This window comes from Brachybacterium sp. ACRRE, from assembly GCF_022346485.1.
GTDB classification, from domain to species: domain Bacteria; phylum Actinomycetota; class Actinomycetes; order Actinomycetales; family Dermabacteraceae; genus Brachybacterium; species Brachybacterium halotolerans.
In genome coordinates this window covers 1-24581 of record NZ_JAKRMO010000009.1, presented here as the reverse complement: position 1 = coordinate 24581, position 24581 = coordinate 1, and the positions used below count along the sequence as shown (strand labels likewise).

Annotated in this window: 31 protein-coding genes; 1 reads left to right on the top strand and 30 read right to left on the bottom strand. The window is 68.5% G+C overall.

The features are described from left to right. Positions 1 to 105: 105 nt before the first annotated feature. From rplO to ngcE, 25 genes are all read right to left on the bottom strand, one after another. Positions 106 to 561 carry a 50S ribosomal protein L15 gene (gene rplO / locus MHY49_RS04255; protein WP_214651121.1) on the bottom strand — a complete coding sequence of 152 codons (456 nt, stop codon included), beginning with the start codon at positions 559 to 561 and terminating at the stop codon, positions 106 to 108. A 3-nt stretch (positions 562 to 564) separates the two neighbouring features. Then, the gene (rpmD, locus tag MHY49_RS04250; protein WP_214651140.1) at positions 565 to 744 is read right to left on the bottom strand and encodes a 50S ribosomal protein L30; all 180 of its coding nucleotides are present in this window, start codon (positions 742 to 744) and stop codon (positions 565 to 567) included. Then, a complete protein-coding gene (gene rpsE / locus MHY49_RS04245) occupies positions 744 to 1442 on the bottom strand; it encodes a 30S ribosomal protein S5 (protein ID WP_152351794.1) in 699 nt (232 codons plus the stop codon). Before rpsE ends, rpmD begins: the two co-directional genes overlap by 1 nt. A 36-nt stretch (positions 1443 to 1478) precedes the next feature. Then, a complete protein-coding gene (gene rplR / locus MHY49_RS04240; protein ID WP_152351793.1) occupies positions 1479 to 1865 on the bottom strand; it encodes a 50S ribosomal protein L18 in 387 nt (128 codons plus the stop codon). A 2-nt stretch (positions 1866 to 1867) separates the two neighbouring features. Then, on the bottom strand, positions 1868 to 2410 hold the full coding sequence (gene rplF / locus MHY49_RS04235; protein ID WP_152351792.1) for a 50S ribosomal protein L6: 543 nt from the start codon (positions 2408 to 2410) through the stop codon (positions 1868 to 1870). 21 nt (positions 2411 to 2431) lie between these two features. Next, complete coding sequence (rpsH, locus tag MHY49_RS04230) at positions 2432 to 2830, bottom strand: 30S ribosomal protein S8 (protein ID WP_200501864.1); 399 nt, start codon at positions 2828 to 2830, stop codon at positions 2432 to 2434. 76 nt (positions 2831 to 2906) lie between these two features. Next, the gene (locus MHY49_RS04225) at positions 2907 to 3092 is read right to left on the bottom strand and encodes a type Z 30S ribosomal protein S14 (protein ID WP_152351790.1); all 186 of its coding nucleotides are present in this window, start codon (positions 3090 to 3092) and stop codon (positions 2907 to 2909) included. A gap of 1 nt (position 3093) precedes the next feature. Further along, positions 3094 to 3663 carry a 50S ribosomal protein L5 gene (gene rplE, locus MHY49_RS04220; RefSeq protein WP_200501865.1) on the bottom strand — a complete coding sequence of 190 codons (570 nt, stop codon included), beginning with the start codon at positions 3661 to 3663 and terminating at the stop codon, positions 3094 to 3096. After that, positions 3663 to 4049 (bottom strand): 50S ribosomal protein L24, encoded by a 387-nt coding sequence (gene rplX / locus MHY49_RS04215; protein WP_152351788.1) that lies wholly within the window; start codon positions 4047 to 4049, stop codon positions 3663 to 3665. The genes rplE and rplX overlap by 1 nt, the downstream gene beginning before the upstream one ends. A 1-nt stretch (position 4050) precedes the next feature. Next, the gene (rplN, locus tag MHY49_RS04210; protein WP_152351787.1) at positions 4051 to 4419 is read right to left on the bottom strand and encodes a 50S ribosomal protein L14; all 369 of its coding nucleotides are present in this window, start codon (positions 4417 to 4419) and stop codon (positions 4051 to 4053) included. 506 nt (positions 4420 to 4925) lie between these two features. After that, on the bottom strand, positions 4926 to 6686 hold the full coding sequence (locus MHY49_RS04205) for an MFS transporter (protein ID WP_239202827.1): 1761 nt from the start codon (positions 6684 to 6686) through the stop codon (positions 4926 to 4928). Between the two features lie 470 nt (positions 6687 to 7156). Then, positions 7157 to 7465 carry a 30S ribosomal protein S17 gene (rpsQ, locus tag MHY49_RS04200; protein ID WP_152351786.1) on the bottom strand — a complete coding sequence of 103 codons (309 nt, stop codon included), beginning with the start codon at positions 7463 to 7465 and terminating at the stop codon, positions 7157 to 7159. A gap of 20 nt (positions 7466 to 7485) precedes the next feature. Continuing rightward, positions 7486 to 7716, bottom strand: a complete 231-nt coding sequence (gene rpmC / locus MHY49_RS04195; RefSeq protein ID WP_152351785.1) for a 50S ribosomal protein L29 — start codon at positions 7714 to 7716, stop codon at positions 7486 to 7488. Next, complete coding sequence (rplP, locus tag MHY49_RS04190) at positions 7716 to 8135, bottom strand: 50S ribosomal protein L16 (RefSeq protein WP_152351784.1); 420 nt, start codon at positions 8133 to 8135, stop codon at positions 7716 to 7718. Before rplP ends, rpmC begins: the two co-directional genes overlap by 1 nt. Positions 8136 to 8140: 5 nt before the next feature. Next, positions 8141 to 8974 (bottom strand): 30S ribosomal protein S3, encoded by an 834-nt coding sequence (gene rpsC / locus MHY49_RS04185; protein ID WP_200501866.1) that lies wholly within the window; start codon positions 8972 to 8974, stop codon positions 8141 to 8143. Between the two features lie 10 nt (positions 8975 to 8984). Further along, on the bottom strand, positions 8985 to 9338 hold the full coding sequence (rplV, locus tag MHY49_RS04180) for a 50S ribosomal protein L22 (protein WP_200501867.1): 354 nt from the start codon (positions 9336 to 9338) through the stop codon (positions 8985 to 8987). Between the two features lie 44 nt (positions 9339 to 9382). Beyond that, a complete protein-coding gene (gene rpsS / locus MHY49_RS04175; RefSeq protein ID WP_152351781.1) occupies positions 9383 to 9664 on the bottom strand; it encodes a 30S ribosomal protein S19 in 282 nt (93 codons plus the stop codon). A gap of 15 nt (positions 9665 to 9679) precedes the next feature. Beyond that, a complete protein-coding gene (gene rplB, locus MHY49_RS04170) occupies positions 9680 to 10516 on the bottom strand; it encodes a 50S ribosomal protein L2 (protein ID WP_200501868.1) in 837 nt (278 codons plus the stop codon). A gap of 46 nt (positions 10517 to 10562) precedes the next feature. Then, positions 10563 to 10865, bottom strand: a complete 303-nt coding sequence (gene rplW, locus MHY49_RS04165; RefSeq protein ID WP_200501869.1) for a 50S ribosomal protein L23 — start codon at positions 10863 to 10865, stop codon at positions 10563 to 10565. Continuing rightward, a complete protein-coding gene (gene rplD, locus MHY49_RS04160; RefSeq protein ID WP_239202825.1) occupies positions 10862 to 11560 on the bottom strand; it encodes a 50S ribosomal protein L4 in 699 nt (232 codons plus the stop codon). Before rplD ends, rplW begins: the two co-directional genes overlap by 4 nt. A gap of 5 nt (positions 11561 to 11565) precedes the next feature. After that, a complete protein-coding gene (gene rplC, locus MHY49_RS04155) occupies positions 11566 to 12246 on the bottom strand; it encodes a 50S ribosomal protein L3 (protein ID WP_152351777.1) in 681 nt (226 codons plus the stop codon). An 11-nt stretch (positions 12247 to 12257) separates the two neighbouring features. After that, positions 12258 to 12566 carry a 30S ribosomal protein S10 gene (rpsJ, locus tag MHY49_RS04150; RefSeq protein ID WP_050668652.1) on the bottom strand — a complete coding sequence of 103 codons (309 nt, stop codon included), beginning with the start codon at positions 12564 to 12566 and terminating at the stop codon, positions 12258 to 12260. A gap of 612 nt (positions 12567 to 13178) precedes the next feature. Next, on the bottom strand, positions 13179 to 14111 hold the full coding sequence (locus tag MHY49_RS04145) for a carbohydrate ABC transporter permease (RefSeq protein ID WP_200501871.1): 933 nt from the start codon (positions 14109 to 14111) through the stop codon (positions 13179 to 13181). Then, positions 14108 to 15073 (bottom strand): carbohydrate ABC transporter permease, encoded by a 966-nt coding sequence (locus tag MHY49_RS04140; RefSeq protein ID WP_239202823.1) that lies wholly within the window; start codon positions 15071 to 15073, stop codon positions 14108 to 14110. The genes MHY49_RS04145 and MHY49_RS04140 overlap by 4 nt, the downstream gene beginning before the upstream one ends. Continuing rightward, a complete protein-coding gene (gene ngcE, locus MHY49_RS04135; RefSeq protein ID WP_239202821.1) occupies positions 15073 to 16503 on the bottom strand; it encodes an N-acetylglucosamine/diacetylchitobiose ABC transporter substrate-binding protein in 1431 nt (476 codons plus the stop codon). The genes MHY49_RS04140 and ngcE overlap by 1 nt, the downstream gene beginning before the upstream one ends. A gap of 295 nt (positions 16504 to 16798) precedes the next feature. Between ngcE and MHY49_RS04130 the strand changes: the two genes are divergently transcribed. Next, a complete protein-coding gene (locus MHY49_RS04130) occupies positions 16799 to 17725 on the top strand; it encodes a general stress protein (RefSeq protein WP_239202819.1) in 927 nt (308 codons plus the stop codon). Between the two features lie 301 nt (positions 17726 to 18026). Here MHY49_RS04130 and tuf read toward each other — a convergent pair whose 3' ends face one another. The 5 genes from tuf to MHY49_RS19180 form a co-directional block, all read right to left on the bottom strand. After that, entirely contained in the window at positions 18027 to 19214 is a 1188-nt protein-coding gene (gene tuf, locus MHY49_RS04125; protein WP_200501874.1) for an elongation factor Tu, read from the bottom strand. A gap of 129 nt (positions 19215 to 19343) precedes the next feature. Continuing rightward, positions 19344 to 21491 (bottom strand): elongation factor G, encoded by a 2148-nt coding sequence (gene fusA, locus MHY49_RS04120; protein ID WP_239202817.1) that lies wholly within the window; start codon positions 21489 to 21491, stop codon positions 19344 to 19346. 99 nt (positions 21492 to 21590) lie between these two features. Then, entirely contained in the window at positions 21591 to 22061 is a 471-nt protein-coding gene (rpsG, locus tag MHY49_RS04115; protein WP_109274669.1) for a 30S ribosomal protein S7, read from the bottom strand. Continuing rightward, complete coding sequence (gene rpsL / locus MHY49_RS04110) at positions 22061 to 22435, bottom strand: 30S ribosomal protein S12 (RefSeq protein WP_152351771.1); 375 nt, start codon at positions 22433 to 22435, stop codon at positions 22061 to 22063. Before rpsL ends, rpsG begins: the two co-directional genes overlap by 1 nt. 503 nt (positions 22436 to 22938) lie before the next feature. Continuing rightward, the gene (locus tag MHY49_RS19180; protein WP_370645973.1) at positions 22939 to 24240 is read right to left on the bottom strand and encodes a transglycosylase family protein; all 1302 of its coding nucleotides are present in this window, start codon (positions 24238 to 24240) and stop codon (positions 22939 to 22941) included. Between the last annotated feature and the right edge of the window lie 341 nt (positions 24241 to 24581).

Sequence of the window (24581 nt, the reverse complement as noted above, 5' to 3'; positions counted from 1 at the left end):
GACTCCCTTCTCAGGGGCCCGTCGATGGGGCCCGGACATGCCGACAGGGCACCGCAGGAAGAGTATTTCCCCCTGCGGCGCCCCGTCAAAGAAGCGCGAGCGCGCTCACGCGGTGCGGGCCGTCCCGCCAGCCGCCGTGATCTTCTGCTCCGCCGAGGCGGAGAACTTCTGCGCGGTGACGTCGAGCTTCACGCTGACGTCGCCCGTCCCCAGCACCTTCACGGGCTGGTTCTTGCGCACGGCGCCCTTGGCGACGAGATCCTCGACCGTGACCGTGCCGCCCTCGGGGAACAGCTCGGACAGGGTCGCCAGGTTCACGACCTGGTACTCGACGCGGAAGGGGTTGGTGAAGCCGCGCAGCTTCGGGAGCCGCATGTGCAGGGGCATCTGGCCGCCCTCGAAGCCCGCGGGCACCTGGTAGCGGGCCTTGGTGCCCTTGGTGCCGCGGCCGGCGGTCTTGCCCTTCGAGGCCTCACCACGGCCGACGCGCGTGCGCGCGGTCTTGGAACCGGGCGCGGGGCGCAGGTCGTGGAGCTTCATCGGGTTCTGCGAATCAGTCATGTGTCAGTCCACCTCTTCGACCGTCACCAGGTGGGTGACGGCGCGGATCATGCCGCGGATCTCAGGGCGGTCCTCCTTCACCACCGTGTCGCCGATGCGCTTGAGGCCGAGGCCGCGCAGGGTCGCACGCTGGATCTGGTTCTCGCCGATGAGGGATCGGGTCTGGGTCACCTTCAGCTGCATCACGCACCCACCTTCTCGGAGGCCTTGGCCTCGCGAGCGGCGGCGCGGCCTGCGGCCTGGGCGCGCAGCAGCGGGGCGGGGACGACGTCCTCGACCGGGAGACCGCGACGGGCCGCGACGGCCTCCGGCTCCTCAAGCTGCTTGAGCGCGTCGATGGTCGCACGCACGATGTTGATCTGGTTGCTCGACCCGAGCGACTTCGAGAGCACGTCGTTCACTCCCGCGCACTCGAGGACGGCGCGGACCGGGCCGCCGGCGATCACACCGGTGCCGGGGGCGGCGGGACGCAGCAGGACGGTGCCCGCCGCGTCGTGGCCCTGGACCTGGTGCACGACGGTGCCCTGGATGCGCGGGACGCGGAAGAAGTTCTTCTTCGCCTCCTCGACACCCTTGGAGATCGCCGAGGGGACCTCCTTGGCCTTGCCGTAGCCGACGCCGACGGTGCCGTCGCCATCGCCCACCACCACGAGAGCGGTGAAGGAGAAGCGACGGCCGCCCTTGACGACCTTCGAGACGCGGTTGATGTTCACCACGCGCTCGAGGAACGCGGACTTCTCCGCGTCCTGCTGGCGACCGCGGCCCTCGCCGCGACGCCCACCGCGCCCGCGGTCGTTGCCGCCGCTGCGCGAATCGTTGTTGGAGTTCTCGCCCCGACGGCCGGAGGCCGCGGGACCGCTGTTCCGCTGCTGTGCAGCCATATCAGTTCCTCTTCTCGTCCTGTGTCCGGGGGGCGATCACAGTGCCAGGCCGGCCTCGCGAGCGCCGTCCGCGACGGCGGCCACGCGGCCGTGGTACTTGTTGCCACCGCGGTCGAAGACGACCGCGTCGATGCCGGCGGCCTTGGCGCGCTCGGCGACGAGGGTCCCGACGGTGCGGGCCTTGTCCGACTTGGTGCCCTCGGCCCCGCGCAGGTCCTGCTCCATGGTGGAGGCCGACGCCAGGGTGATGCCCTTGGCGTCGTCCACGACCTGGACGAACATGTGGCGCTGCGAGCGGGTGACCACCAGACGGGGGCGCTCGGCGGAGCCGACGATGCGGCGGCGCACGCGCAGGTGGCGACGGCCCCGGGCGCGCAGCCGGCTGCCGCGGGAGCCGGTCGTGTGCTTCTCTGCGTAACCCATGATCACTTACCAGCCTTTCCGGCCTTGCGCAGCACGACCTCGTCCGCGTAGCGCACGCCCTTGCCCTTGTACGGCTCGGGCGGGCGGATGCCGCGGATCTTCGCTGCGACCTGGCCCACCTGCTGCTTGTCGATGCCGGCCACCGCGAACTTGGTGGGCGACTCGACGGAGAAGGAGATCCCCTGGGGAGCCTTCACGATGACGGGGTGGGAGAAGCCGAGCGCGAACTCGAGGTCGGTGCCCTTCGCGGTCACACGGTAGCCCGTGCCCACGATCTCCAGCTTCTTCTCGTACCCCTCGGTCACGCCGAGGAGGATGTTGTTGACCAGCGTGCGGGTGAGGCCGTGCAGCGCACGGTTCTCCTGCTCGTCGTCAGGACGGCGCACGACGAGCTCGCCGGCGTCGTTGCGCTCGATGGTCAGGGGCTCAGGCACGGTGTGCGAGAGCTCGCCCTTGGGGCCCGTCGCGGTGACGGTGCGGCCATCGATGGTGACGTTCTGGACGGCTGCCGGCACGGGGACCGGTCGGAATCCGATGCGGGACATATCGGTGTGCTCCTCTCCCGCTCACCAGATGTAGGCGAGGACTTCCCCACCCACACCCTTCTTGGCAGCCTGCTTGTCGGTCAGGAGGCCGGAGGACGTGGACAGGATGGCCACGCCCAGGCCGCCGAGGACCTTGGGCAGATTGGTGGACTTGGCGTACACGCGAAGGCCCGGCTTCGAGATGCGGCGGACGCCGGAGATGGCGCGCTCGCGGCTCTGGCCGTACTTGAGCTCGAGGACGAGGTTCTTGCCCACCTCGGCCTCTTCCTCGTGCCAGCCGAGGATGTAGCCCTCGGACTTCAGGATGTTCGCGATGCCGCTCTTCAGCTTCGAGTACGGCATGGTGACGGTGTCGTGGTAGGCGCCGGAGGCGTTCCTGACACGCGTCAGCATGTCCGCGATCGGGTCGGTCATGGTCATGTCTTAGTGCTTCTTCCTCACCTGGTTTCCTGCAACGGCGCCGTGGCGCTCTTCGCAGGACCTGTGGTGATAGTCCTTACCAGCTGCTCTTCGTGACGCCGGGGAGCTCACCGCGGTGAGCCATCTCGCGCAGGCACACGCGGCAGAGCCCGAACTTGCGGTACACCGAGTGCGGACGACCGCACCGCTGGCACCGGGTGTAGGCGCGCACGCCGAACTTCGGCTTGCGCTCCTGCTTCTTGATCAGCGCTGTCTTTGCCATGTCAGTTCTCCTTGAAGGGGAAGCCGAGCAGCTTGAGCAGGGCGCGTCCCTCGTCGTCGGTCTTCGCGGTGGTCACGACCGTGATGTCCATGCCGCGGACCCGGTCGATCTCGTCCTGGTCGATCTCGTGGAACATGACCTGCTCCGTGAGACCGAAGGTGTAGTTGCCGCTGCCGTCGAACTGCTTGGGCGACAGGCCGCGGAAGTCGCGGATGCGCGGGAGGGCCGTGGACAGCAGACGGTCCAGGAACTCCCACATGCGGTCGCCGCGCAGCGTCACGTGGGCGCCGATCGGCATGCCCTCGCGCAGCTTGAACTGCGCGATGGACTTGCGGGCCTTGGTCACCTGGGGCTTCTGACCGGTGATGGTGGCGAGGTCGCGGATCGCGCCGTCGATCACCTTCGAGTCGCGAGCGGCGTCGCCGACGCCCATGTTCACGACGATCTTGGTCAGGCCGGGGACCAGCATGACGTTCTCGTAGCCGAACTGCTCGGAGAGCTTGGCCTTGATCTCGTCACGGTAGGTGGTCTTCAGGCGCGGGGTGGGCGCCTCGGTCGTCACGGTGCTCATCAGATGTCCTTCCCGGAGCGCTTGGCGTAGCGCACACGGACCTGCTTGGTGCGGCCGTTCTCGAGCTCGAGGGTCTCCACGCGGTAGCCGACCTTGGTGGGACGGTTGTCCTCGGGGTCGACGAGCGCCACGTTCGAGACGTGGATCGGAGCCTCGCGCTGCTCGATGCCGCCGGCGCCGCCCTGCTGGGTCGGACGCAGGTGGTGGGTGCGGCGGTTGACGCCCTCCACCAGCACGCGCTGCGTGTCGGTGAACACCTCGAGCACACGGCCCTGCTTGCCCTTGTCGCCCGGCTCGAGCCCGCGCTTGGCGGCCTTGTCGCCATCGCTCGTGCGGCCGGTGATGACCTGGACCAGGTCACCCTTCTTGATCTTCATGCCTGCCATGTCACAGCACCTCCGGCGCCAGCGAGATGATCTTCATGAACCGCTTGTCGCGCAGCTCGCGGCCCACGGGGCCGAAGATGCGGGTGCCTCGCGGCTCGCCGTCCGTCTTGAGGATCACGGCGGCATTCTCATCGAAACGGATGTAGGAACCGTCGGCGCGACGGCGCTCCTTGGTGGTGCGCACGACGACGGCCTTGACGACATCGCCCTTCTTGACGTTGCCACCGGGGATGGCGTCCTTGACGGTCGCCACGATGGTGTCGCCGATGCTTGCGTAACGGCGACCGGAGCCACCGAGAACGCGGATGCAGAGGATCTCCTTCGCACCCGTGTTGTCGGCGACCTTCAGTCGCGACTCCTGCTGAATCACTCAGTACTCCTGTCGTCTCGCCGGTTCTCGCCACCCGGGACGGGGAGCCAGCCTTGCGGAACGGATATGGACCGTTGCCCGGATACCCGGCCACAGGGCCGGATGACGGTGCGGAGCGCGGCGGGCATCAAAAAACCCTCCGGCGGACTCGGACACACCCGGGGCTCACGAGGGGCCGATGGTGCGCGGTCTCCGACGGGGGATGGACGCTGCGGTCCGCATCCTCCGTGCACGCCCGAGGGCATGCACGAGATCAGCAACCGTTCAAGTGTAGGTGCTGGGCGGGGTCCGGCGGAAGGGCGGGGCCGACGGCGGGCCTGTGTCCTTGCTCATGCGCGGCCGTCGTCCATGCGCAGTCGTCGCCCATCCGCGGGCCCTGCTCATGCGCCGAGGCGCGGAGGCGCCGGGACGCGCACGGGCCCGGCCGACGAGACGTCCGTCGGCCGGGCCCGTGGGCGGAGCACCGCTCCCCCGCGTCCTTCAGGGGGCATCGGTCTCCGGTTCGGTCAGGAGCCGGCTCCGACGCGATCCGCGCCCGAGGCGCCGCTGCCGTCGCGGTCCTCGTCCTCGAGCTGCGCGTCCGCGTCGGACGGGAGCCCCGCGCCGGGCACGTCCATCGCGGCCTCGATCTCCGCCTCCAGCTCGGGATCGACCACGATGGGCATCTCCGAGGTGTTCAGCAGGGGGTTCTCGTCCTGGTGGGCGACGAGGTCCCGGGCCTCCTCCTCGGACTCGACCGAGGGGAAGGACCCCAGCAGCGGCCGCTTCGCGCTCTCGCGCATGAAGATCACGGCGATGCCCGCGACCAGGCCGAAGAACATGATCCAGAGAGCGGGCATGTAGCTGTTCCCGGTCCAGTTGATCAGCTGCTGCGAGATCATCGGCGTGGTGCCGCCGAACAGCGAGACGGAGATGTTGTAGGCGATGCCCATCGCCCCGTAGCGGGCGGCGGTCGGGAACAGCGCGGGCAGCGCCGCGGCCGAGGGCCCGATGAACATGGCGACCGGCAGCGCGACGATCACCATCGCGACCTGGATCTCCAGGAACGAACTCTGGTGCATGAGCCAGAAGGCCGGGAGCATGAGCACCACCGCGGTCGCGGAGCCCGTGAAGTAGACGGCGCGGCGGCCGAAGCGGTCGGACGCCTTCCCGGCGAGCGGGATCATCGCGCACAGGATGAGCAGCGCGGGGATCGTGGTCGCGGCGCTCGTCATCTCGTTGTATCCGAACTGGGTGCCCAGGTAGGTGGGCATGTAGCTCGTGAGCGCGTAGCCGGCGGTGTTCGTCGCCGCCACGATCGCGACGGCGATCAGCAGCTCGCGCCAGTGGTAGCGGATGATGCCGACCGGACCCTTGCGGGCGTGCAGCGAGCTCACGTCCTCGTGGGACGTCTCGGCCTCGGCCTCCTGCTCGGCCTCGGTGGCCTCGAAGGCGGGCGTCTCGGGGATGCGGGCACGGAACCAGATGGCGACGGCGCCCAGAGGGATCGCGATGAGGAACGGCACGCGCCATCCCCAGGCGAGCATGGCGTCGGGGCCCCAGACGGACGAGGTGATGAGGTGGGTCAGGGCCACCGAGCCCGCGCCCAGCGCGAACCCGAAGTACGAGCCCACGTCGAGCATGGAGGCGTAGAAGCCGCGCTTCTTGTCGGGCGCGTACTCCGAGACGTACGTCGTGGCGCCCGCGTACTCGCCGCCCGTCGAGAAGCCCTGGACGAGCTTGAGGGCGTAGAGGAGGAAGGCGGCCCAGACGCCGATCTGCGCATGGGTGGGCAGGACGCCGATGAGGGCGGTCGCGATCGCCATCATCGCCATCGTGAAGAAGAGGACCTTCTGGCGGCCGATCTTGTCGCCGAGCGGGCCCAGCACGAGGCCGCCGAAGGGGCGCACCAGGAAGCTCACGGCGAAGCCCAGGAGGGTGAGGATGGTGTCGAGCGACTTGCTGCCCGTGTGGAAGAACAGCTCGGAAAGCATCAGCGTCATGTAGCCGTAGACGCCGAAGTCGAACCACTCCATGATGTTGCCGACGACGGTGCCGCCGATCGCGGTGCGCACCTTCGAGCCCTTGACCACGAGGACGTCGTCGACCTCGAGTCGCGGCTGCTTGGGCTTGCGGCCGAGGAGCCGGCGGCCCGGGCGGCGCGCCCTGCCCTGAGGATCACCGCCGGAGAGGGCCTCGGACTGCGCGCCGGCCTCGGGGCCGTGCTGGGGGTCGGCGCCGAGCGGGGACTCGGCGCCGGACAGAGGTGAGGGCTCTGAAGAGGACATGGACCTGCCTTCGTGGGGCTGAGGTGCCGAGGGGCCGTCGCTCTGCCACGAGAGCGGCGACGCTTCCTTCCTCGTGCCCCGAGGGAGATCCGAGGGCTGGCCGACGGAGATCCCGGGGAGCGGGCACGGCGCACTAGGAAAACAGGTTTTGCGGGCGATGTCAGGTCCATGACCTGGATCGATGCTCGAAAGCGGGGGTTGACCAGTGCATACGCTGATGTCTCACACGGCGTGTCGCGCTTCACATCCGGAGGGTTCGCGGGGGCATCGCGCAGGGTGCTCCGCGGAGTGCTGCAGGACTCTCCGCGGGGTGCTCCGGGGGCGCACGGAGGCGTGCTGCAGGCTCGTTCCGAGGGGTGCTGGGGATCGCCGTCAGCCGCTCTCGGGCATGCGAGAGGCCGGCCGCCCCCGGGTGGGGGCGACCGGCCTCATCGGCGCATGACGCCGGTGATCCGCGAGGGATCAGAGGGTCACTTGGCCTTCTCGATGATCTCGACCAGGCGCCAGTGCTTCGACGCCGAGAGCGGGCGCGTCTCCATGAGGAGGACCTGGTCGCCGATGCCGGCGGTGTTCTCCTCGTCGTGCGCCTTGAACTTCTTGGTCTTGGTCATGACCTTGCCGTACAGGGAGTGCTTCACGCGCTCCTCGACCTCGACGACGATGGTCTTGTCCATCTTGTCGGAGACGACGTACCCGCGCAGGGTCTTGCGGTAGGGACGGTCGTGCGAGGAGGCGTGGTGCCCCTCGACGGCTGCGTCCTCGTGGACGTTGTCGTTCATGTGTTCTCCTCGCTTCGCGGTCACTCGGCGGTCGGGGCCTGGCGGATCCCCAGCTCGCGCTCACGCAGGATCGTGTAGATCCGCGCGATGTCCTTCTTGACGGACCGCAGGCGGCCGGAGCTCTCCAGCTGGCCGGTCGCGGACTGGAAGCGGAGCTTGAACAGCTCGTCCTTGGCCTTCGACAGCTCGTCGGCCAGCTTCTGGTCGTCCAGCTTGTCGAGCTCCTCGGCGGTGAGCTTGGTCGCTGCCATCAGATGTCACCACCCTCTCGGCTCAGGATGCGGCACTTCATCGGCAGCTTGTGAGCTGCCAGGCGCAGCGCCTCACGAGCCACCTCATCGGACACACCGGCGACCTCGAACATGACGCGGCCCGGCTTGACGTTGGCGACCCACCACTCCACGGAGCCCTTGCCCGAGCCCATGCGGACCTCGGCAGGCTTCTTGGTGAGCGGTCGATCGGGGTAGATGTTGATGAACACCTTGCCGCCGCGCTTCATGTAGCGGGTCATGGCGATACGCGCGGCCTCGATCTGGCGGTTCGTGACGTACGCCGGCGCGAGCGCCTGGATGCCGTACTCGCCGAACGCGAGATCGTTGCCGCCCTTGGACATGCCGCTGCGGGTGGGGTGGTGCTGCTTGCGGTGCTTGGTCCTGCGGGGGATCAGCATGTCCCTCAGGCCTCCGTTCCGGACTCAGCGGGCGCAGCGCTCTGCTCGGCAGCGGCAGGAGCGGCCTGCTCGGCCTGCTCGGGACGCTGCTGACGGGCGGCGGCGTTGCGCTCGTTGCGACGGCCGCGCGGACGCTCGGCACGCGGGCCCCGACCGGAGCGGGGACCCTGCGAGGCGGCCTGCTGGGCCGCGAGCTCCTTGGCGGTGACGTCGCCCTTGTAGATCCACACCTTCACGCCGATGCGGCCGAAGGCGGTGCGGGCCTCGTAGAAGCCGTAGTCGATGTTCGCGCGAAGGGTGTGCAGAGGCACGCGACCCTCGCGGTAGAACTCGCTGCGGCTCATCTCGGCGCCGCCGAGGCGGCCGGAGACCGCCACGCGGATGCCCTTGGCGCCGGCGCGCTGCGCGGACTGCATGCCCTTGCGCATCGCACGGCGGAAGGACACTCGAGCGGCGAGCTGCTCGGCGATGCCCTGCGCGACCAGCTGGGAGTCGGCCTCGGGGTTCTTGACCTCGAGGATGTTCAGCTGGATCTGCTTGCCGGTGAGCTTCTCGAGCTCGCCGCGGAGGCGCTCGGCCTCCGCACCGCGGCGCCCGATCACGATGCCCGGGCGGGCGGTGTGCAGGTCGACGCGGACACGGTCACGGGTGCGCTCGATCTCGACCTTGGAGATGCCGGCGCGCTCGAGCCCCTCGGACATGAGCTTGCGGATCGCGACGTCTTCCTTCACGTAGTCGCGGTACCGCTGCCCCTCCTTGGTGGAGTCGGCGAACCACCGGCTGGTGTGCTCCGTGGTGATCCCGAGGCGGAACCCATTGGGATTGACCTTCTGGCCCATACGGGACTCCTTACTTGTTCACGGGAGCGACCACCACGGTGACGTGGCTGGTGCGCTTCTTGATCTGGAAGGCACGACCCTGAGCACGCGGCTGGAACCGCTTCATGGTCGGACCCTCGTCGACGTACGCGGCGGAGACGACGAGCTCCCGCTCGTCGAAACGCTCCCCCGCCTGATCGGCCTTCACCCTGGCGTTGGCGATCGCGGACTGCACGAGCTTCAGGACGGGCTCGGAGGCCACCTGCGGTGCGAACCGCAGGATGTCCTGAGCCTCGACCGTGCTCTTGCCACGAATCAGGTCCACAACGCGCCGGGCCTTCATGGGCGACATGCGGAGATACCGCACCTGCGCCTTGGCTTCCATTGCTGTCCTCTCTTCGAGAGAAGTGCTGTCGTCACTGACTCGCATCAGCGACGACGGCCCTTCCGGTCGTCCTTCTCGTGGCCCTTGAAAGTCCGCGTGGGGGCGAACTCGCCGAGCTTGTGGCCCACCATCGACTCGGTGACGAACACCGTGACGTGCTTGCGGCCGTCATGCACTGCGAAGGTGTGGCCGAGGAAGTCCGGCGTGATGACCGAACGACGCGACCAGGTCTTGATGACGTTCTTGGTGCCCTTCTCGTTGGCGACGTCGACCTTCTTCTGAAGGTGGTCGTCGATGAACGGGCCCTTGGCAATACTGCGAGGCATACTTCTGGCTCCCTATCAGCGCTTCTTGCCCGTGCGGCGACGACGGACGATGAGCTTCTCGCTCTCCTTGTTCGGACGCCGGGTGCGGCCCTCGGGCTGGCCCCAGGGCGACACCGGGTGACGACCACCGGAGGTGCGGCCCTCGCCGCCGCCGTGCGGGTGGTCGACCGGGTTCATGACCACGCCGCGCACGTGCGGGCGCTTGCCCTTCCAGCGCATGCGGCCGGCCTTGCCCCAGTTGATGTTCGACTGCTCGGCGTTGCCGACCTCGCCGATGGTCGCGCGGCAGTCCGCGTCGACGTTGCGGATCTCGCCGGAGGGCATGCGCAGCTGCGCGAAGCGGCCCTCCTTGGCGACCAGCTGCACGGAGGCGCCGGCCGAGCGGGCGATCTTCGCGCCGCCGCCGGGGCGCAGCTCGATGGCGTGCACCACGGTGCCCAGCGGGATATTGCGCAGGGGCAGGTTGTTGCCCGGCTTGATGTCCGCGCCGGCGCCGTTCTCGATCCAGTCGCCCTGACGGAGCTTCGCCGGGGCGAGGATGTAGCGCTTCTCGCCGTCCGCGTAGTGCAGCAGCGCGATGCGAGCGGTGCGGTTGGGGTCGTACTCGATGTGGGCGACCTTGGCGTTCACGCCGTCCTTGTCGGCGCGGCGGAAGTCGATCACGCGGTACGCGCGCTTGTGGCCACCGCCGCGGTGACGCGAGGTGACGCGGCCGTTGGAGTTGCGGCCGCCGCTCTTGGAGAGCGGGCGGACCAGCGACTTCTCGGGCTCACTGCGAGTGATCTCGACGAAGTCGGCGACGCTCGAGCCGCGACGGCCCGGCGTGGTCGGCTTGTGCTTGCGAATTCCCATGGTGGGTTTCCCTCTGACTCTCTTCGGATCCTCGGCGATCGGTCGCTCAGGCGACCGACCCTCCGAAGATGTCGATGGTTCCGTCGGTCAGGGTGATGACAGCGCGCTTGGTGTCCTTGCGCTTGCCGAGCCCGTAGCGGGTGCGGCGCGCCTTGCCCTGGCGGTTGATCGTGTTCACCGAGGCGACCTTCACGTCGAAGATCTTCTCGATCGCGATCTTGATCTCGGTCTTGTTGGCGCGGGGGTCCACCTCGAAGGTGTACTTGCCCTCGTCCATCAGCCCGTAGCTCTTCTCGGAGACGATCGGGGCCAGGACGATGTCCCGCGGGTCCTTGTTCAGCGTGGTCACTTGGACTCCTCCTCGACGCCCGCGTTCTTCGCCGCGGCGAAGGAGGACGTGGGCAGGGACAGGGTGGCGCGCGCGACGAAGTCCTCGAGACCGCCGGAGGTGAACACGACGTCGTCGCTGAGCATGACGTCGTAGGTGTTCAGCTGGTCGGCGAACAGGACATGCGCCGTGGGCAGGTTGCGGGTGCTCAGGGCGCCCAGCTCGTCGTCGCGACGGATCACGACGAGGACGTGCTCGCGCTCGGAGATGCGGCCCAGCGCGGAGCGCGCGGCCTTGGTGGAGGGCGCGTCGCCCTCGAGCAGCGAGCTCAGGACGTGGACGCGGCCGTTGCGCGCCCGGTCCGAGAGGGCACCGCGCAGCGCGGCGGCCTTCATCTTCTTGGGGGTGCGCTGGCTGTAGTCGCGCGGGACCGGCCCGTGGACGATGCCGCCGCCGGCGAACTGAGGAGCGCGGATCGAGCCCTGACGAGCCCGGCCGGTGCCCTTCTGCTTGTACGGCTTCTTGCCGCCGCCGGCCACCTCACCGCGGGTCTTCGCCTTGTGCGTGCCCTGGCGGGCGGCCGCGAGCTGGGCGACGACGACCTGGTGGATGAGCGGGACGTTGGTGTGCACGTCGAAGATCGACGCGGGGAGCTCGGCCGTGCCGGACTTCTTCCCGGCCGGGTCGAGGACGTCGACGGTCAGGTTCTCTGCCATCGGGCTCAGGCCTCCTTCACGGGGCTCTTGACGGCCGAGCGGACCAGCACGAGACCGCCCTTGGGGCCGGGGACGGCACCCTTGACGAGCACGAGGCCCTTCTCGACGTCGACCGCATGCACGGTCAGGTTCTGGACACTGGTGCGGACGTTGCCCATGCGGCCGGCCATGCGCAGGCCCTTGAACACGCGACCAGGGGTGGAGGCGCCGCCGATCGAGCCGGGCTTGCGGTGGTTGCGGTGCGCACCGTGGGAGGCGCTGACACCGGCGAACCCGTGGCGCTTCATGACGCCCGCGGTGCCCTTGCCCTTGGTGGTGCCGACGATGTCGACCTTCTGGCCGGCCTCGAACACGGAGGCGTCGAGCTCCTGGCCCACGGTGTAGTCCGCGGCATCGGAGGTGCGCAGCTCCGCGAGGTGGCGGCGCGGGGTCACGCCGGCCTTCTCGAAGTGGCCCTTGAGCGGCTTGCTCACCTTGCGGGGATCGATCTGGCCGTACGCGATCTGGACCGCGTCGTAGCCGTCGTTCTCCACGGAGCGCACCTGGGTGACGACGTTGGAGTCGGTCTGGACGACAGTGACCGGCACGAGCTTGCCGTTCTCGTCCCAGACCTGGGTCATGCCGAGCTTGGTGCCGAGCACGCCGGCGACGGCGCGGGCAGCCTGCCCTGTCAGTTCGTTGCTCATATCGGCCTGCCTCAGAGCTTGATCTCGATGTTGACGTCCGCCGGCAGATCGAGGCGCATCAGCGAGTCCACGGCCTTGGGCGTGGGATCGACGATGTCGATCAGACGCTTGTGCGTGCGCATCTCGAAGTGCTCGCGGGAGTCCTTGTACTTGTGGGGCGAACGGATCACGCAGAACACGTTCTTCTCGGTCGGCAGCGGCACGGGGCCGACAACGGTCGCACCCGCACGGCTCACCGTGTCGACGATCTTGCGCGCCGAGCTATCGATGACCTCGTGGTCGTACGACTTCAGCCTGATGCGGATCTTCTGTCCCGCCATGGCGTCCTGTCTCTCTCTCGTCTGGACATTCATGCAGTCGGCACCGGTACCCGAGGACGGGCGTGTCGCACTCCCTAGGGGACGAAGCCCCATGGGCGAGTGACCGTTGCCGGCTGGTCCGTGCTCTCCCTCTTCACGATGCGCTCTCGACGCGGTGGCGCCGTTCGCATCCTGGGGCTGGGCCTCATCCGGTGATCATTCGCCGCGTCGCGCAGAGCGCGGGAGCGGAGAACGGAACCGGGCATGTCGGCCCGCACAGACAACTCCCCCAGTCTGCCATCCCGCATGCTCCGCGTCGAGGGCAGGACAGGTGGAGCGAGTCACACGGCACAGCCCGCGGCGCGGTCCGGCCGGCGATCGCGCGGACGGCGCGCGGACAGTGCACGGGCCTCGCACCGGCCTTGCACCGGCCTTGCACCGGCCTCGCACCGGCCTCGCACCGATCCTGCGTCGTCTTCCCACGAACGGTCGAAGGACCCGGCGGTGCCGCGTGCCCACGTCGCAGACGGGCCGATGGTGGGGAGCCGTGGCGATATCGCCACGGCTCCCCACCATCGGCCCGTCCGGAACAGGGCGCCCGGGCCCAGTTCCCGGGGCCCGCGTCCCGTGCTCCTACTTGTTCGTGCTCGGTCCGACGCCGCCCTGGAGCTGGCGCTGGAAGATCACGTAGACGATCAGCACCGGGAGGATGGTGATCGTGACGGAGGCGAACATCGCCGACCAGTCCGTCTGATATCCCTGCTGGGCCTGCATGTTCGCGAGGCCCTGGGCCAGCACGTACTTGTCGGGGTCGGTGTTCAGCACGATCGGCAGCAGGAACTGGTTCCACAGGCCCAGGAAGTTGAAGATCGTGATGGACACCAGGCCCGGCTTCGCCATCGGCAGCATCACCTGGAAGAAGGTGCGGAAGTCCCCCGCACCGTCGATCTGCGCCGCCTCGCCGATCTCGTCCGGCAGCTGCCGGAAGAAGGCGTAGAGGAAGAACACCGTGAACGGCAGGGCGAAGCCCACGTAGCTCAGGATCAGTCCCAGGTAGTTCCCCTGCAGCCCCATGGACTTCAGGATGAAGAACAGCGGGACCACGGCGAGGAACAGAGGGAAGGTCAGGCCGGCGATCAGCGCGTAGTAGATGATCGTGCGGCCCGGGAACGTGTACCTCGCCAGGACGTAGGCGCACATCGCCCCCAGCAGCATGACCAGCACGAGCGAGGCGCCGACCACGATCACCGTGTTCAGGAAGTAGCGGCCGATGCCGGCCGTCGTCCACGCCCGTGCGAAGTTGTCGAAGTTCCAGGTCTTCGGGAAGCTGAACGGCGAGGCGAGGATCGAGCGCGAGTCCTTGAAGGAGCTGAACACGGTCCACAGCAGGGGCAGGATGACCACGAGGGCCCACAGCGCGAGGATCACGTGGGACACGGCGGCGAAGACCCGGTCGCCCCCGGAGGCACGTCGTCGACGCGGCTCGACCGGCACCGCTCCCCCGGAGCCGGACGACGCGGACGTCCGCCCGGCGGCGTCGGCGTCTGCGGTCCTCACGGCGCTCATCGTTCCCTCCTGCGGCTGGACAGCAGCACGATCGCCGCCATGATCATCGTGAACAGCGCCATCACCACGCCCATGGCGGAGGCGAGGCCGAAGTTCGACTTCTGGAACGCCGTCTCGTAGAGGTACCTCGAGACCACCTCGGTGCTCTTCGAGGTGCCGCCGTTGGGCGTCATGACGTTGACGAACACGAACATGTCCAGCGCCATGATCCCCATGTACACAAGGGCGGTCGAGATGTTCTCGCGGATCATCGGCAGGACGACCTGCACCGACAGGCGCAGCCGACCCGCGCCGTCCAGTCGGGCGGCCTCGATGACCTCCGAGGGCACGGCCTTGATCGCGGCCACGAACAGCACCATGTAGAACCCGACCATGTTCCACACGACGGCCACGACGATGGCCGCCATGGCGACCCGGGGATCACCGAGCCAGGCGATCTGCGAGTCGATCCCCACCAGACCGAGGAGGCCGTTCAGGAGGCCGCCGCCCGGGGCGTAGATGAAGGCGAAGAGGATGCCGATGACGACCGCGGGGATGACGTACGGGAAGAAGCTGATCACGCGGTACACGCTCGCGCCGCGGATGCCCTTGACCTCGCCCCGGCTGTCGCCGCCGATCGTCACGAGCACCGCGAGGGCGTAGGCCAGCGTGATCGTGATGAGCGGCAGCACGACCATCAGGACCGCGTTGTGCCACAGGGCCCGACGGAAGTTGTCGTCCGCGAACAGCGTCGCGTAGTTCTTCAGACCGATGAAGTCCTGGGAGGCGGAGACGCCGCGCCAGTCGGTCAGCGAGTAGTAGAAGGCCTGCACGAACGGCGAGACCACGAACAGGACGTACACGAGCAGGGGCAGTCCCAGGAAGATGGCGAAGAAGACCACCCGCTCGAGCGTGAGGCGCTGGCGCCGACCGCGGGAGCGGGGAGCTTCCGCGGTCGGCGCCGTCGTGGGGACCGCGACCATCACTCGACGTCGAACTTCTTGATCGAGTCGTCCTCGCGCACCTTGTCGAGCATCTTCTGCTGCTTCTCGCGCAGCTCGTCGGCGCCGATCGCGCCGGAGAGGAACTCGGTCCACTGGGTCACGGTGTCGGGGCCCAGGTTGTACCAGTCCACGAAGTTGAAGGTGAAGGTGTTGTCCCCCGCCCCCTCGATCATGGAGAGCACGGACTTCAGCGCCGTCGAGGCGTCGTCCCCGGTGGGCGCGGCATCCTTCACGACGGTGGGCGAACCGGTGAGCGTGGTGAAGTTCGTGGCCTGCTCCTTGGAGAGCATCACGCGCAGGAACTCCATGCCACCGGCGGTGTTCTTGCCCTTGGACGGGACCAGGAACGGCTCGCCCGCGGTGCCGTGGACGGCCTCGTACGGGAGCTTCGCACCGCTGCTCAGCAGCGGTGCCGGGGCACCCGTCATCTCGTAGTCGTCGGGGGTGACCTCGCGCTGCTCGTTCTCGATCCACGAGCCCGAGGGATAGATGACCGACTTGCCGGTCACCCAGTCCGTCTGCGCCTGGGTGTGCTTGATCCCCTCGCCGCCCTTGGCGAAGAAGCCGGCCTTAACCGCGTCCTCCATCGCCGCGAAGGCCTTGACGACGGTGTCCTGCTCGAAGGCCTTGGCATCCAGGGAGTCGAGCTTCTTCTGGACGTCCAGGCCGCCCTCCTTGATCGCCATCGTCAGGGCGAGCTCCTGGTAGTAGTTCGAGGCGTTCTGGCCGCCGTAGGAGAAGAGGGCGATCTTGTCCTTCTTCGCCTCCTCGCCGAGGGCCATCAGGTCGTCCCAGGTCTTGGGGGCCGACCATCCCTTGTCCTCGAACTGCTTGGCCGAGTACCAGATCGCGTAGACCGTGTAGACGTAGTTCAGTGCGAGGAAGGTGCCCGAGTACGTGCCGGGATCCGTGGCGCCCGGCAGCAGGGTGTCCTTGATCGCGGTGCCGTCCACTCCCTTCGCGTCGAGCAGCGGCTGGAGGTCGGCGAGCTGGTCCTGGTTGACGAGGGCCTCGACGCTCATGGACTGGGCGCCGGAGTTGTCGAAGAGGTCCGGCGGGTTGCCGCCGACGAAGCGCGGCTGCAGCTCGGGCTGGATGTTCACCGTCGAGGTGACCTTGGGGGTGATGTCCGAGTGCAGCTTCTCGAAGGCCTTGCCGGCGTCCTTCGCGTAGTCGTCGCCGTAGCCGCCGTCGAAGATGACGACGTCCACGCTCGAGCCGGACTTCACGCCGAACGGGTTGTCGTCGGACTTGTCGCCGCCGCCGTCGGCCGCATCGCCGCCGGACGAGGAGTCGTCGCCTCCCCCGCCGCCCGCGCAGGCCGAGAGCGCGACCGCGCCGCCGCCGGCGCCCGCGAGGGCGAGGAAGCTGCGCCGCGAGGCCGCCAGGCGCTCGAGGGGTGTCATCATGTCGGAAGAGTCCTGAGAGGAGTCCATGGTCTCCTGCTTTCGTCATCGAGTGGACAGGGTGTCGTTGGACCGTCATGACGAGGCGACGTCGTCGTCGGCGCACCTCGTGCCATGATCATAATGCGCGGCTTGCGTGGATCTGATCGAATAACCGCTCAGTCGGTCACGAACACGTAACGGGACCGGTCGTCGCCGGTCTCGGAGCCACCACGCGGGGCGCGCACCCCGTCGCCATCCAGCGGACGTCCAGGCGATACCTCGGTGCCGCCCTGATCCGTCCTCTAGGCTCGCGTGCATGACACAGCCTCAGCAGCAGCCCTCACCACTGACGGCGCGGCTCTACAAGCTCGAGTATCCCCGCTCGCTCGGCACCTACAGCACCTACGCCGAGGTGCAGGCCGTGGTGGATGCTCTCGCGGATGCCGAGTTCCCGGTCGAGAACACGATGATCGTGGGCACCGACCTCAAGCTCATGGAGCGGGTCACGGGTCGGCGCACGTGGGGCAAGGTCCTGCTGAACGGCGCGCTGAGCGGCGTCTGGATGGGTCTGTTCATCGGACTGCTGCTCGCCCTGTTCTCCGGCCATCTGGTGCAGACGGTGATCTCGGGCGTGCTGTTCGGGGTCGTCTTCTTCACCATCTGGTCGGCGATCAGCTACGCGGCGACCGGTGGGAACCGCGACTTCACCTCGATGACCGCGACGATCCCCATGCAGTACGAGCTGATGGTCGAGCACAGCCACGCGCAGGCGGCGCGCAGCATCCTGCTCGCGGCGGGCGCGACCCCTCCCGGTCCCGCCGCACCGCAGACCACCGGCCGCGGCACGAACGGCGCTCCCGTCGTGCCCGCCGCCGCTGGCACCCAGCAGCCCGCACGCCCGCCGCACGGCGAATACGGCGCGCAGAGCGCCGCCGGCGCGCACGGCGGCACCGGTCCCCAGCAGGCACGGGGCACCGCCGCCCCGTCGGCCGCGTACACGGGCCAGGGCTCCGGGACCGACCACGCGGCGTCGGCCCCTGCAGACGCGAGCGGCGCGCCCGCCCCCTCCGCGGGGAACCGCCCCGAGTACGGCAGGCCCGCTGCGCCCGCGCCCACCCGCAGCGCCTCCGCCGCGAGCCCGTCGCGACCGCAGTACGGCAGGCCCGCGTCGGCCCCGACCGCGGATCCGGAGCAGACCGACGAGGACGATGCCGGCGCGCCCACCCAGGATCCGCGGCGCTGAGCCGCTGAGGTCCTGCGCCGGCACCCACGGCGCCGATCGCGATCATCGCTCCCCGCGCGGGACATGATCCACGCACGACGGCCCGCCCACCGCTGATGCACGCGGTGGGCGGGCCTTCCTATTCCGCATCCCCCTCGGATGCGCACCGCGCGTTCCCGGTCCCGTCGCCATGCGGCCGCACCTCCCCCGGCCGGGCATGACGAAGGCCCCGGATCCTCCCGCCGTGCGGCGGATGGATCCGGGGCCTTCGAGCTCTCCCCTGGGGGATCAGCTCACGTCTGCGGGCTCGCGCCCGCGATCATCACTTGATGATCTTGGTGACGCGGCCGGAGCCGACGGTGCGGCCACCCTCGCGGATGGCGAAGCCGAGGCCGTCCTCCATGGCGATGGGCTGGATGAGCTCCACCGACATCTCGGTGTTGTCGCCGGGCATGACCATCTCGGTGCCCTCGGGCAGCGTGATGACGCCGGTGACGTCCGTGGTGCGGAAGTAGAACTGCGGACGGTAGTTCGAGTAGAACGGGTTGTGACGGCCGCCCTCGTCCTTGGACAGGATGTAGACCTGCGCCTCGAAGTTGGTGTGCGGGGTGATCGAACCCGGCTTCACGACGACCTGACCGCGCTCGACGTCCTCGCGCTTGGTGCCGCGCAGGAGCAGACCGCAGTTCTCGCCGGCCCACGCCTCGTCCATCTGCTTGTGGAACATCTCGATGCCGGTGACCGTGGTCTTCTGCGCCGGGCGGATGCCGACGATCTCGACCTCGGAGTTGATCGGCAGCTTGCCGCGCTCCACCTTGCCGGTCACGACGGTGCCGCGGCCCTGGATGGTGAAGACGTCCTCGACGGGCATGAGGAAGGGCTTGTCGAGATCGCGGACCGGGTCCGGGATGTTGTCGTCGGCCGCGGCCATCAGGTCCTGGACGGACTTGACCCACTTCTCGTCGCCCTCGAGGGCCTTGAGAGCGGACACGCGGATGACGGGGGCGTCCTCGTCGAACTCCTGCGAGCCGAGCAGCTCACGGACCTCCATCTCGACGAGCTCGAGGATCTCCTCGTCGTCGACCATGTCGGACTTGTTGAGCGCGACCAGCAGGTAGGGGACGCCGACCTGACGGGCGAGCAGCACGTGCTCGCGGGTCTGGGCCATGGGGCCGTCGGTCGCCGCGACCACGAGGATCGCGCCGTCCATCTGGGCCGCACCGGTGATCATGTTCTTGATGTAGTCGGCGTGGCCGGGGGCGTCGACGTGCGCGTAGTGGCGCTTCTCGGTCTCGTACTCGATGTGCGAGATGTTGATCGTGATGCCGCGCTGCTTCTCCTCCGGCGCGTTGTCGATCTGGTCGAAGTCCCGCTTCTCGTTGAGATCCGGGTACTGGTCGTACAGGACCTTCGAGATCGCAGCGGTCAGCGTGGTCTTGCCATGGTCGACGTGACCGATGGTGCCGATGTTGACGTGCGGCTTGGTCCGCTCGAACTTGGCCTTGGCCATTGTGGTGTCCTCCTAGGACTGTCTCATCTGGGTACTACTGGTTCGGGACGGCGGGCGCCCGGCCTGCGGGCCTCCGCCGCGGGGTCGGAGGAGAGGCGGATCGAGTGTACCCGTCTCCCCTCCGCTGCCTCACTCGCCCCGGGTCTTCGCGACGATCTCGTCCGAGATGGTCTTCGGGACCTCCGCGTAGCTGTCGAACTGCATCGAGTACACCGCGCGACCCTGGGTCTTGGACCGCAGGTCGCCGACGTAGCCGAACATCTCCGACAGCGGGACGAGAGCACGGACGATCTTGACCCCGCTCGCGTCCTCCATCGACTGGACCTGCCCGCGACGCGAGTTCAGGTCGCCGATGACATCTCCCATGTACTCCTCGGGAGTCCGGACCTCGACCGCCATGAGCGGCTCGAGGATGACCGGGTTCGCGAGGCGCAGGGCCTCCTTGGTCGCCATGGAGCCGGCGATCTTGAAGGCCATCTCCGAGGAGTCGACGTCGTGGTACGCACCGTCGATCAGCTGCGCCCGGACGTTCACGACCGGGTAGCCGGCGAGGACGCCGGACTGCAGCGCATCCTGGATGCCCGCGTCGATGGACGGGATGTACTCACGCGGGATGCGACCACCGGTGACGAGGTTCTCGAACTCGTAGAACACGCCCTCCTCCGCGTCCTCGAGGGGCGCGTAGGTGATCTGCACCTTGCCGAACTGGCCGGAGCCGCCGGTCTGCTTCTTGTGCGTGTAGTCGAACTTCTCGACCGTCCGCTTGATGGTCTCGCGGTACGCGACCTGCGGCTTGCCGATGTTCGCCTCGACCTTGAACTCGCGGCGCATGCGGTCCACGAGGATGTCGAGGTGCAGCTCGCCCATGCCGCGGATGACCGTCTGGCCGGTCTCGTCGTCCAGCTCGACCTGGTAGGTCGGGTCCTCCTTGAGGAACTTCTGGAGCGCCGCGGAGAGCTTCTCCTGGTCGCCCTTGGTCTTGGGCTCGATGGCCACGGAGATCACGGGCTCGGGGAAGGTCATCGACTCCAGGGCGATCGGGTTCTGCAGATCGCTCAGGGTGTCGCCGGTGGTGGTGTCCTTCAGGCCGATGAACGCGTAGATGTGGCCGGCGAAGGCCTCCTCCACGGGGTTCTCCTGGTTGGAGTGCATCTGGAAGAGCTTCCCGACGCGCTCCTTCTTGCCCGAGGTCGAGTTCATGACCTGGTCGCCGCTCTTGACGTGACCGGAGTACACGCGCACGTAGGTGAGCGTGCCGAAGAACGGGTGGGTCGCGAGCTTGAAGGCCAGGGCCGAGAAGGGCTCGTCGGTCGACGGGCGGCGGGTGAGCTCCTTGGACTCGTCCTTGACGTCGTGGCCGACCATCGGCGGGACGTCGAGGGGCGAGGGGAGGTAGTCCACGACCGCGTCGAGCATGGGCTGCACGCCCTTGTTCTTGTACGCGGAGCCGGCGAAGACCGGGTAGGCCTCCGAGTTCACCGTGAGGTGACGGATGCCGGCCTTGAGCTGGTCGACGGTGAGGTCGCCCTCCTCGAGGTAGGCCTCCATGAGCTCCTCGGTGCTCTCGGCGACGTCCTCGACGAGCTTGGCCCGGTACTCGTCGACGGTGTCCTGGAGCTCCGCGGGGATCGGGACCTCGGCCTGGTACTGGCCCAGTGCCGGATCGCCCTTCTTCTTGCCGAACTCCGGAGCATCCTCGGGGAACGTCTCCGGCCACTCGTAGGCCTTCATCTCGACCAGGTCGACGACGCCGCGGAAGTCGTTCTCCGCGCCGATCGGGACCTGCATCACCAGCGGCTTGGCGCCGAGGCGCTCGACGATGGTGCGCACGGTGAAGAAGAAGTCCGCGCCCAGCTTGTCCATCTTGTTGACGAAGCAGATGCGGGGCACGTCGTACTTGTCGGCCTGGCGCCACACCGTCTCGGACTGGGGCTCCACGCCCTCCTTGCCGTCGAACACGGCCACGGCGCCGTCGAGGACGCGCAGCGAGCGCTCCACCTCGACGGTGAAGTCGACGTGACCGGGGGTGTCGATGATGTTGATCTGGCTGTCGTGCCAGTAGCAGGTCGTCGCGGCCGACGTGATGGTGATGCCGCGCTCCTTCTCCTGCTCCATCCAGTCCATCGTGCCGGCGCCGTCGTGCGTCTCGCCGATCTTGTAGTTGACACCGGTGTAGTAGAGGATGCGCTCGGTCGTGGTGGTCTTACCGGCATCGATGTGGGCCATGATGCCGATGTTTCGGACCTTGGTGAGGTCGCTGAGCACTGCGAGTGCCACTGACTTGGGCCTTTCTGGAGGGCTGCTGGTCTGGAGTGCGGTGGGAGGCGGGGCCCGCCCGCCGCGGATCCTGGGATCCGGCGGGCGGGCCCTGCCGTCTCACCAGCGGTAGTGCGCGAAGGCCTTGTTGGACTCGGCCATCTTGTGCGTGTCCTCCCGGCGCTTGACCGCGGCGCCGAGACCGTTGGACGCGTCGAGCAGCTCGTTCATGAGCCGCTCGGTCATCGTGTGCTCGCGGCGGGCGCGCGAGTAGCTGACGAGCCAGCGCAGGGCCAGCGTCGTCGAACGGCCGGGCTTGACCTCGACGGGGACCTGGTAGGTCGCACCGCCGACGCGGCGCGAACGCACCTCGAGGCTGGGCTTGACGTTGTCCAGGGCCTTCTTGAGGGTCGCGACCGGGTCCTGGCCGTTCTTCTCGCGGCAGCCCTCGAGGGCGCCGTAGACGATCGACTCGGCGACGGTCTTCTTGCCGTCGAGGAGGACCTTGTTGATGAGCTGGGTGACCAGCGGGGAGCCGTAGACCGGGTCCACCACGAGCTGGCGCTTGGGAGCTGCTCCCTTACGAGGCATTACTTCTTCTCCTTCTTCGCGCCGTACCGCGAGCGGGCCTGCTGGCGACCCTTGACGCCCTGGGTGTCCAGGGAGCCGCGGACGATCTTGTAGCGGACACCCGGGAGGTCCTTCACACGGCCGCCGCGCACGAGCACGATCGAGTGCTCCTGCAGGTTGTGGCCGACGCCGGGGATGTACGCCGTCACCTCGATGCCGGTGGACAGGCGCACGCGCGCGATCTTGCGCAGCGCCGAGTTCGGCTTCTTGGGGGTCTGGGTGTAGACGCGCGTGCAGACGCCGCGGCGCTGGGGCGAACCCTTGAGCGCCGGGGTCTTCGAAGCGGAGGACTTGACCGTCCGCCCCTTGCGCACCAACTGCTGAATAGTGGGCACTTCGACTCTTCCTGTTCTGCCGACGGGAGTGTTGGTCCCCCCGGATCTCCATCTTGTGGCCGCGGATGCGGCCGGCGACCCGTCGTGCGCTCCCCTGCTTCCCGGGAGTGGGCACGGCGACCCGCGCGGACGACGTGCGCCGTCCGTGCGTCGGAGCACCGTGATCGCGCGCCGCGGACGAGGGCGGGGATGCGCCCGTCGCCCGGATTCGGGCATGCCACGAGGATCCGCTCCTCGCGGGGGACACCCGGGCGTTCGAGTCGACAGCCCGGGAGAAGTCCCGATCACGACCAGAGGGCACTCCGGACGCTCTTGACAGTCTACTGACGCCGCGTGCAGGGGGTCAAAGGACTGGGTGCCTTCGGATGCACATCACATGCCCGCCCGAGGGCGGCGGCACCCGAGGACGCGGCGAGCGCACCACGGGTCTCCGTGATGCGCTCGCTGTGCGTGCGTGACGCGGGATCGCGCGCCGTGCACCCGATCGGGCTCCGGGCGTCGGATCAGCCGATGCCGAGCTTCGAGGTGCAGCCGGGCCATGCGCCCCAGCCCTGGGCGGCCTGGACCTTCTTGGCGACCGCGATCTGCTGCGCGCGGGAGGCCTTGTCGGCCGAGGGGGCGTAGGCCCCGCCGCCGAACGCCTTCCAGGTCTGATCGGTGAACTGCAGACCGCCCTTGAAGCCGTTGCCGGTGTTGATGGACCAGTTGCCGCCGGACTCGCACTGGGCGATCGTGTCCCAGACGGAGCCGCTGGAGACCGAGGGGGCCTTCGCGCTCGAGGAGGACTTCGAGGAGCTCGTGGACTTCTTCGAGTCGGAGGAGGCCTGGGACTTCTTCTCCGAGCTCTTCGAGGACGAGGACTTCGAGGCCGTGGACTTCGAGGCCGAGGCGTCGGCATCGCTCGAGGAGTCGTCGGCCTTCGCGGAGGAGCTTGAGGAGTCGTCCGAGTCGCTCGAGGTCTCCTCGGGCTCGGGGGCCTTCTTGGTGCCCTCGAGGACGACCTCGTCGACCGGACCCTTCGTGACCTTCTCGTCCAGGACCTTCGTCTTGGTGACCTCGCCGTCGACGATCGTCTCGCGGACCTTCGTCTCCTTGGTGCCCTTCTGGCCCTCGGTCTGCACCTTCGTGGTGCCCTCGGTCAGCTCGTCGGACTTCTTGGTCTTGGTCGCGAAGTCGACGGACTCCTTCTTCGTCGACTCCTTCTCGCGCACGCGCTGGACGGTGACGGTCATGCCGTCGGTCAGCTCCTCGTCGCGACCGGGCTTCGCGGTGTCGGTGTCCTCGATGTTCTTCAGGACCTCCTCCATGCCCTCGCCGACGGTGTCGGAGTAGACGGTGAAGGTCTTGTGGCCGTACTGGCCCTTGAAGGTCACGGACTTCGCGGTCTGCACCTCGACCGAGGTGCCCTCGGCGCTGAGCGTGGTCTCCGGGTCGGGGCTCACATGCGCCTTCTTGGTGTCGACGTCGAGCTCCGCGAGGGCGTCGGCCACGGTGTCGCCGGTCGTGAGGACCTCGTGCGCCTTCCCGTCCACCGTGACGGTGACGGGGTTGCGGTGGACGACCTGGATGTCGATGCCGTCGGTGACGACGGAATCGATGGAGGGGGTCACGAGGTCCGTCGAGCGCACGGTGACGCCCTGCGCCTCGAGGAGCGCGCCCACCGTCGGGCTGAAGGTGCGCACGGTGCTGTGCTCGCCGTACACGTCCACGCCGGCCTCGTTGGAGACCGCGTACGCGGTGCCGCCGCCGCCGGCGACCAGCAGCCCTGCCACGGCCGCAGAGATGATCCACGGAGTCTTCTTCACGTCGTCCTACCCACCTGTGTCTCGTCGATTCGTCGTGCGCTCCCCCTGGGGAAGTGCGCGACGACCGCGCGGTGGGGGTGAAGAGGACGACGGGGCCCTGGGGCCTGCCGGACCGTCCGGGATCCATGTTCCCGGGCGCGCGGGGAGTATGCGAGGGGTCTGAACGGAACTTGAGAGCGTTCGGAGCGTCCCTTTACCGGCCCATGACCGTGGGCGTCAGGCCGGTCACCCGAACGGGGACCGTCGGCGCCGCTGTACGTGGCCGGGGCCACCACAGGGAGCGGGACGCGCGGGCGGCCGGGGCACGGGACGGGGACAGGACGACGCGCGAGGCGGGGCGG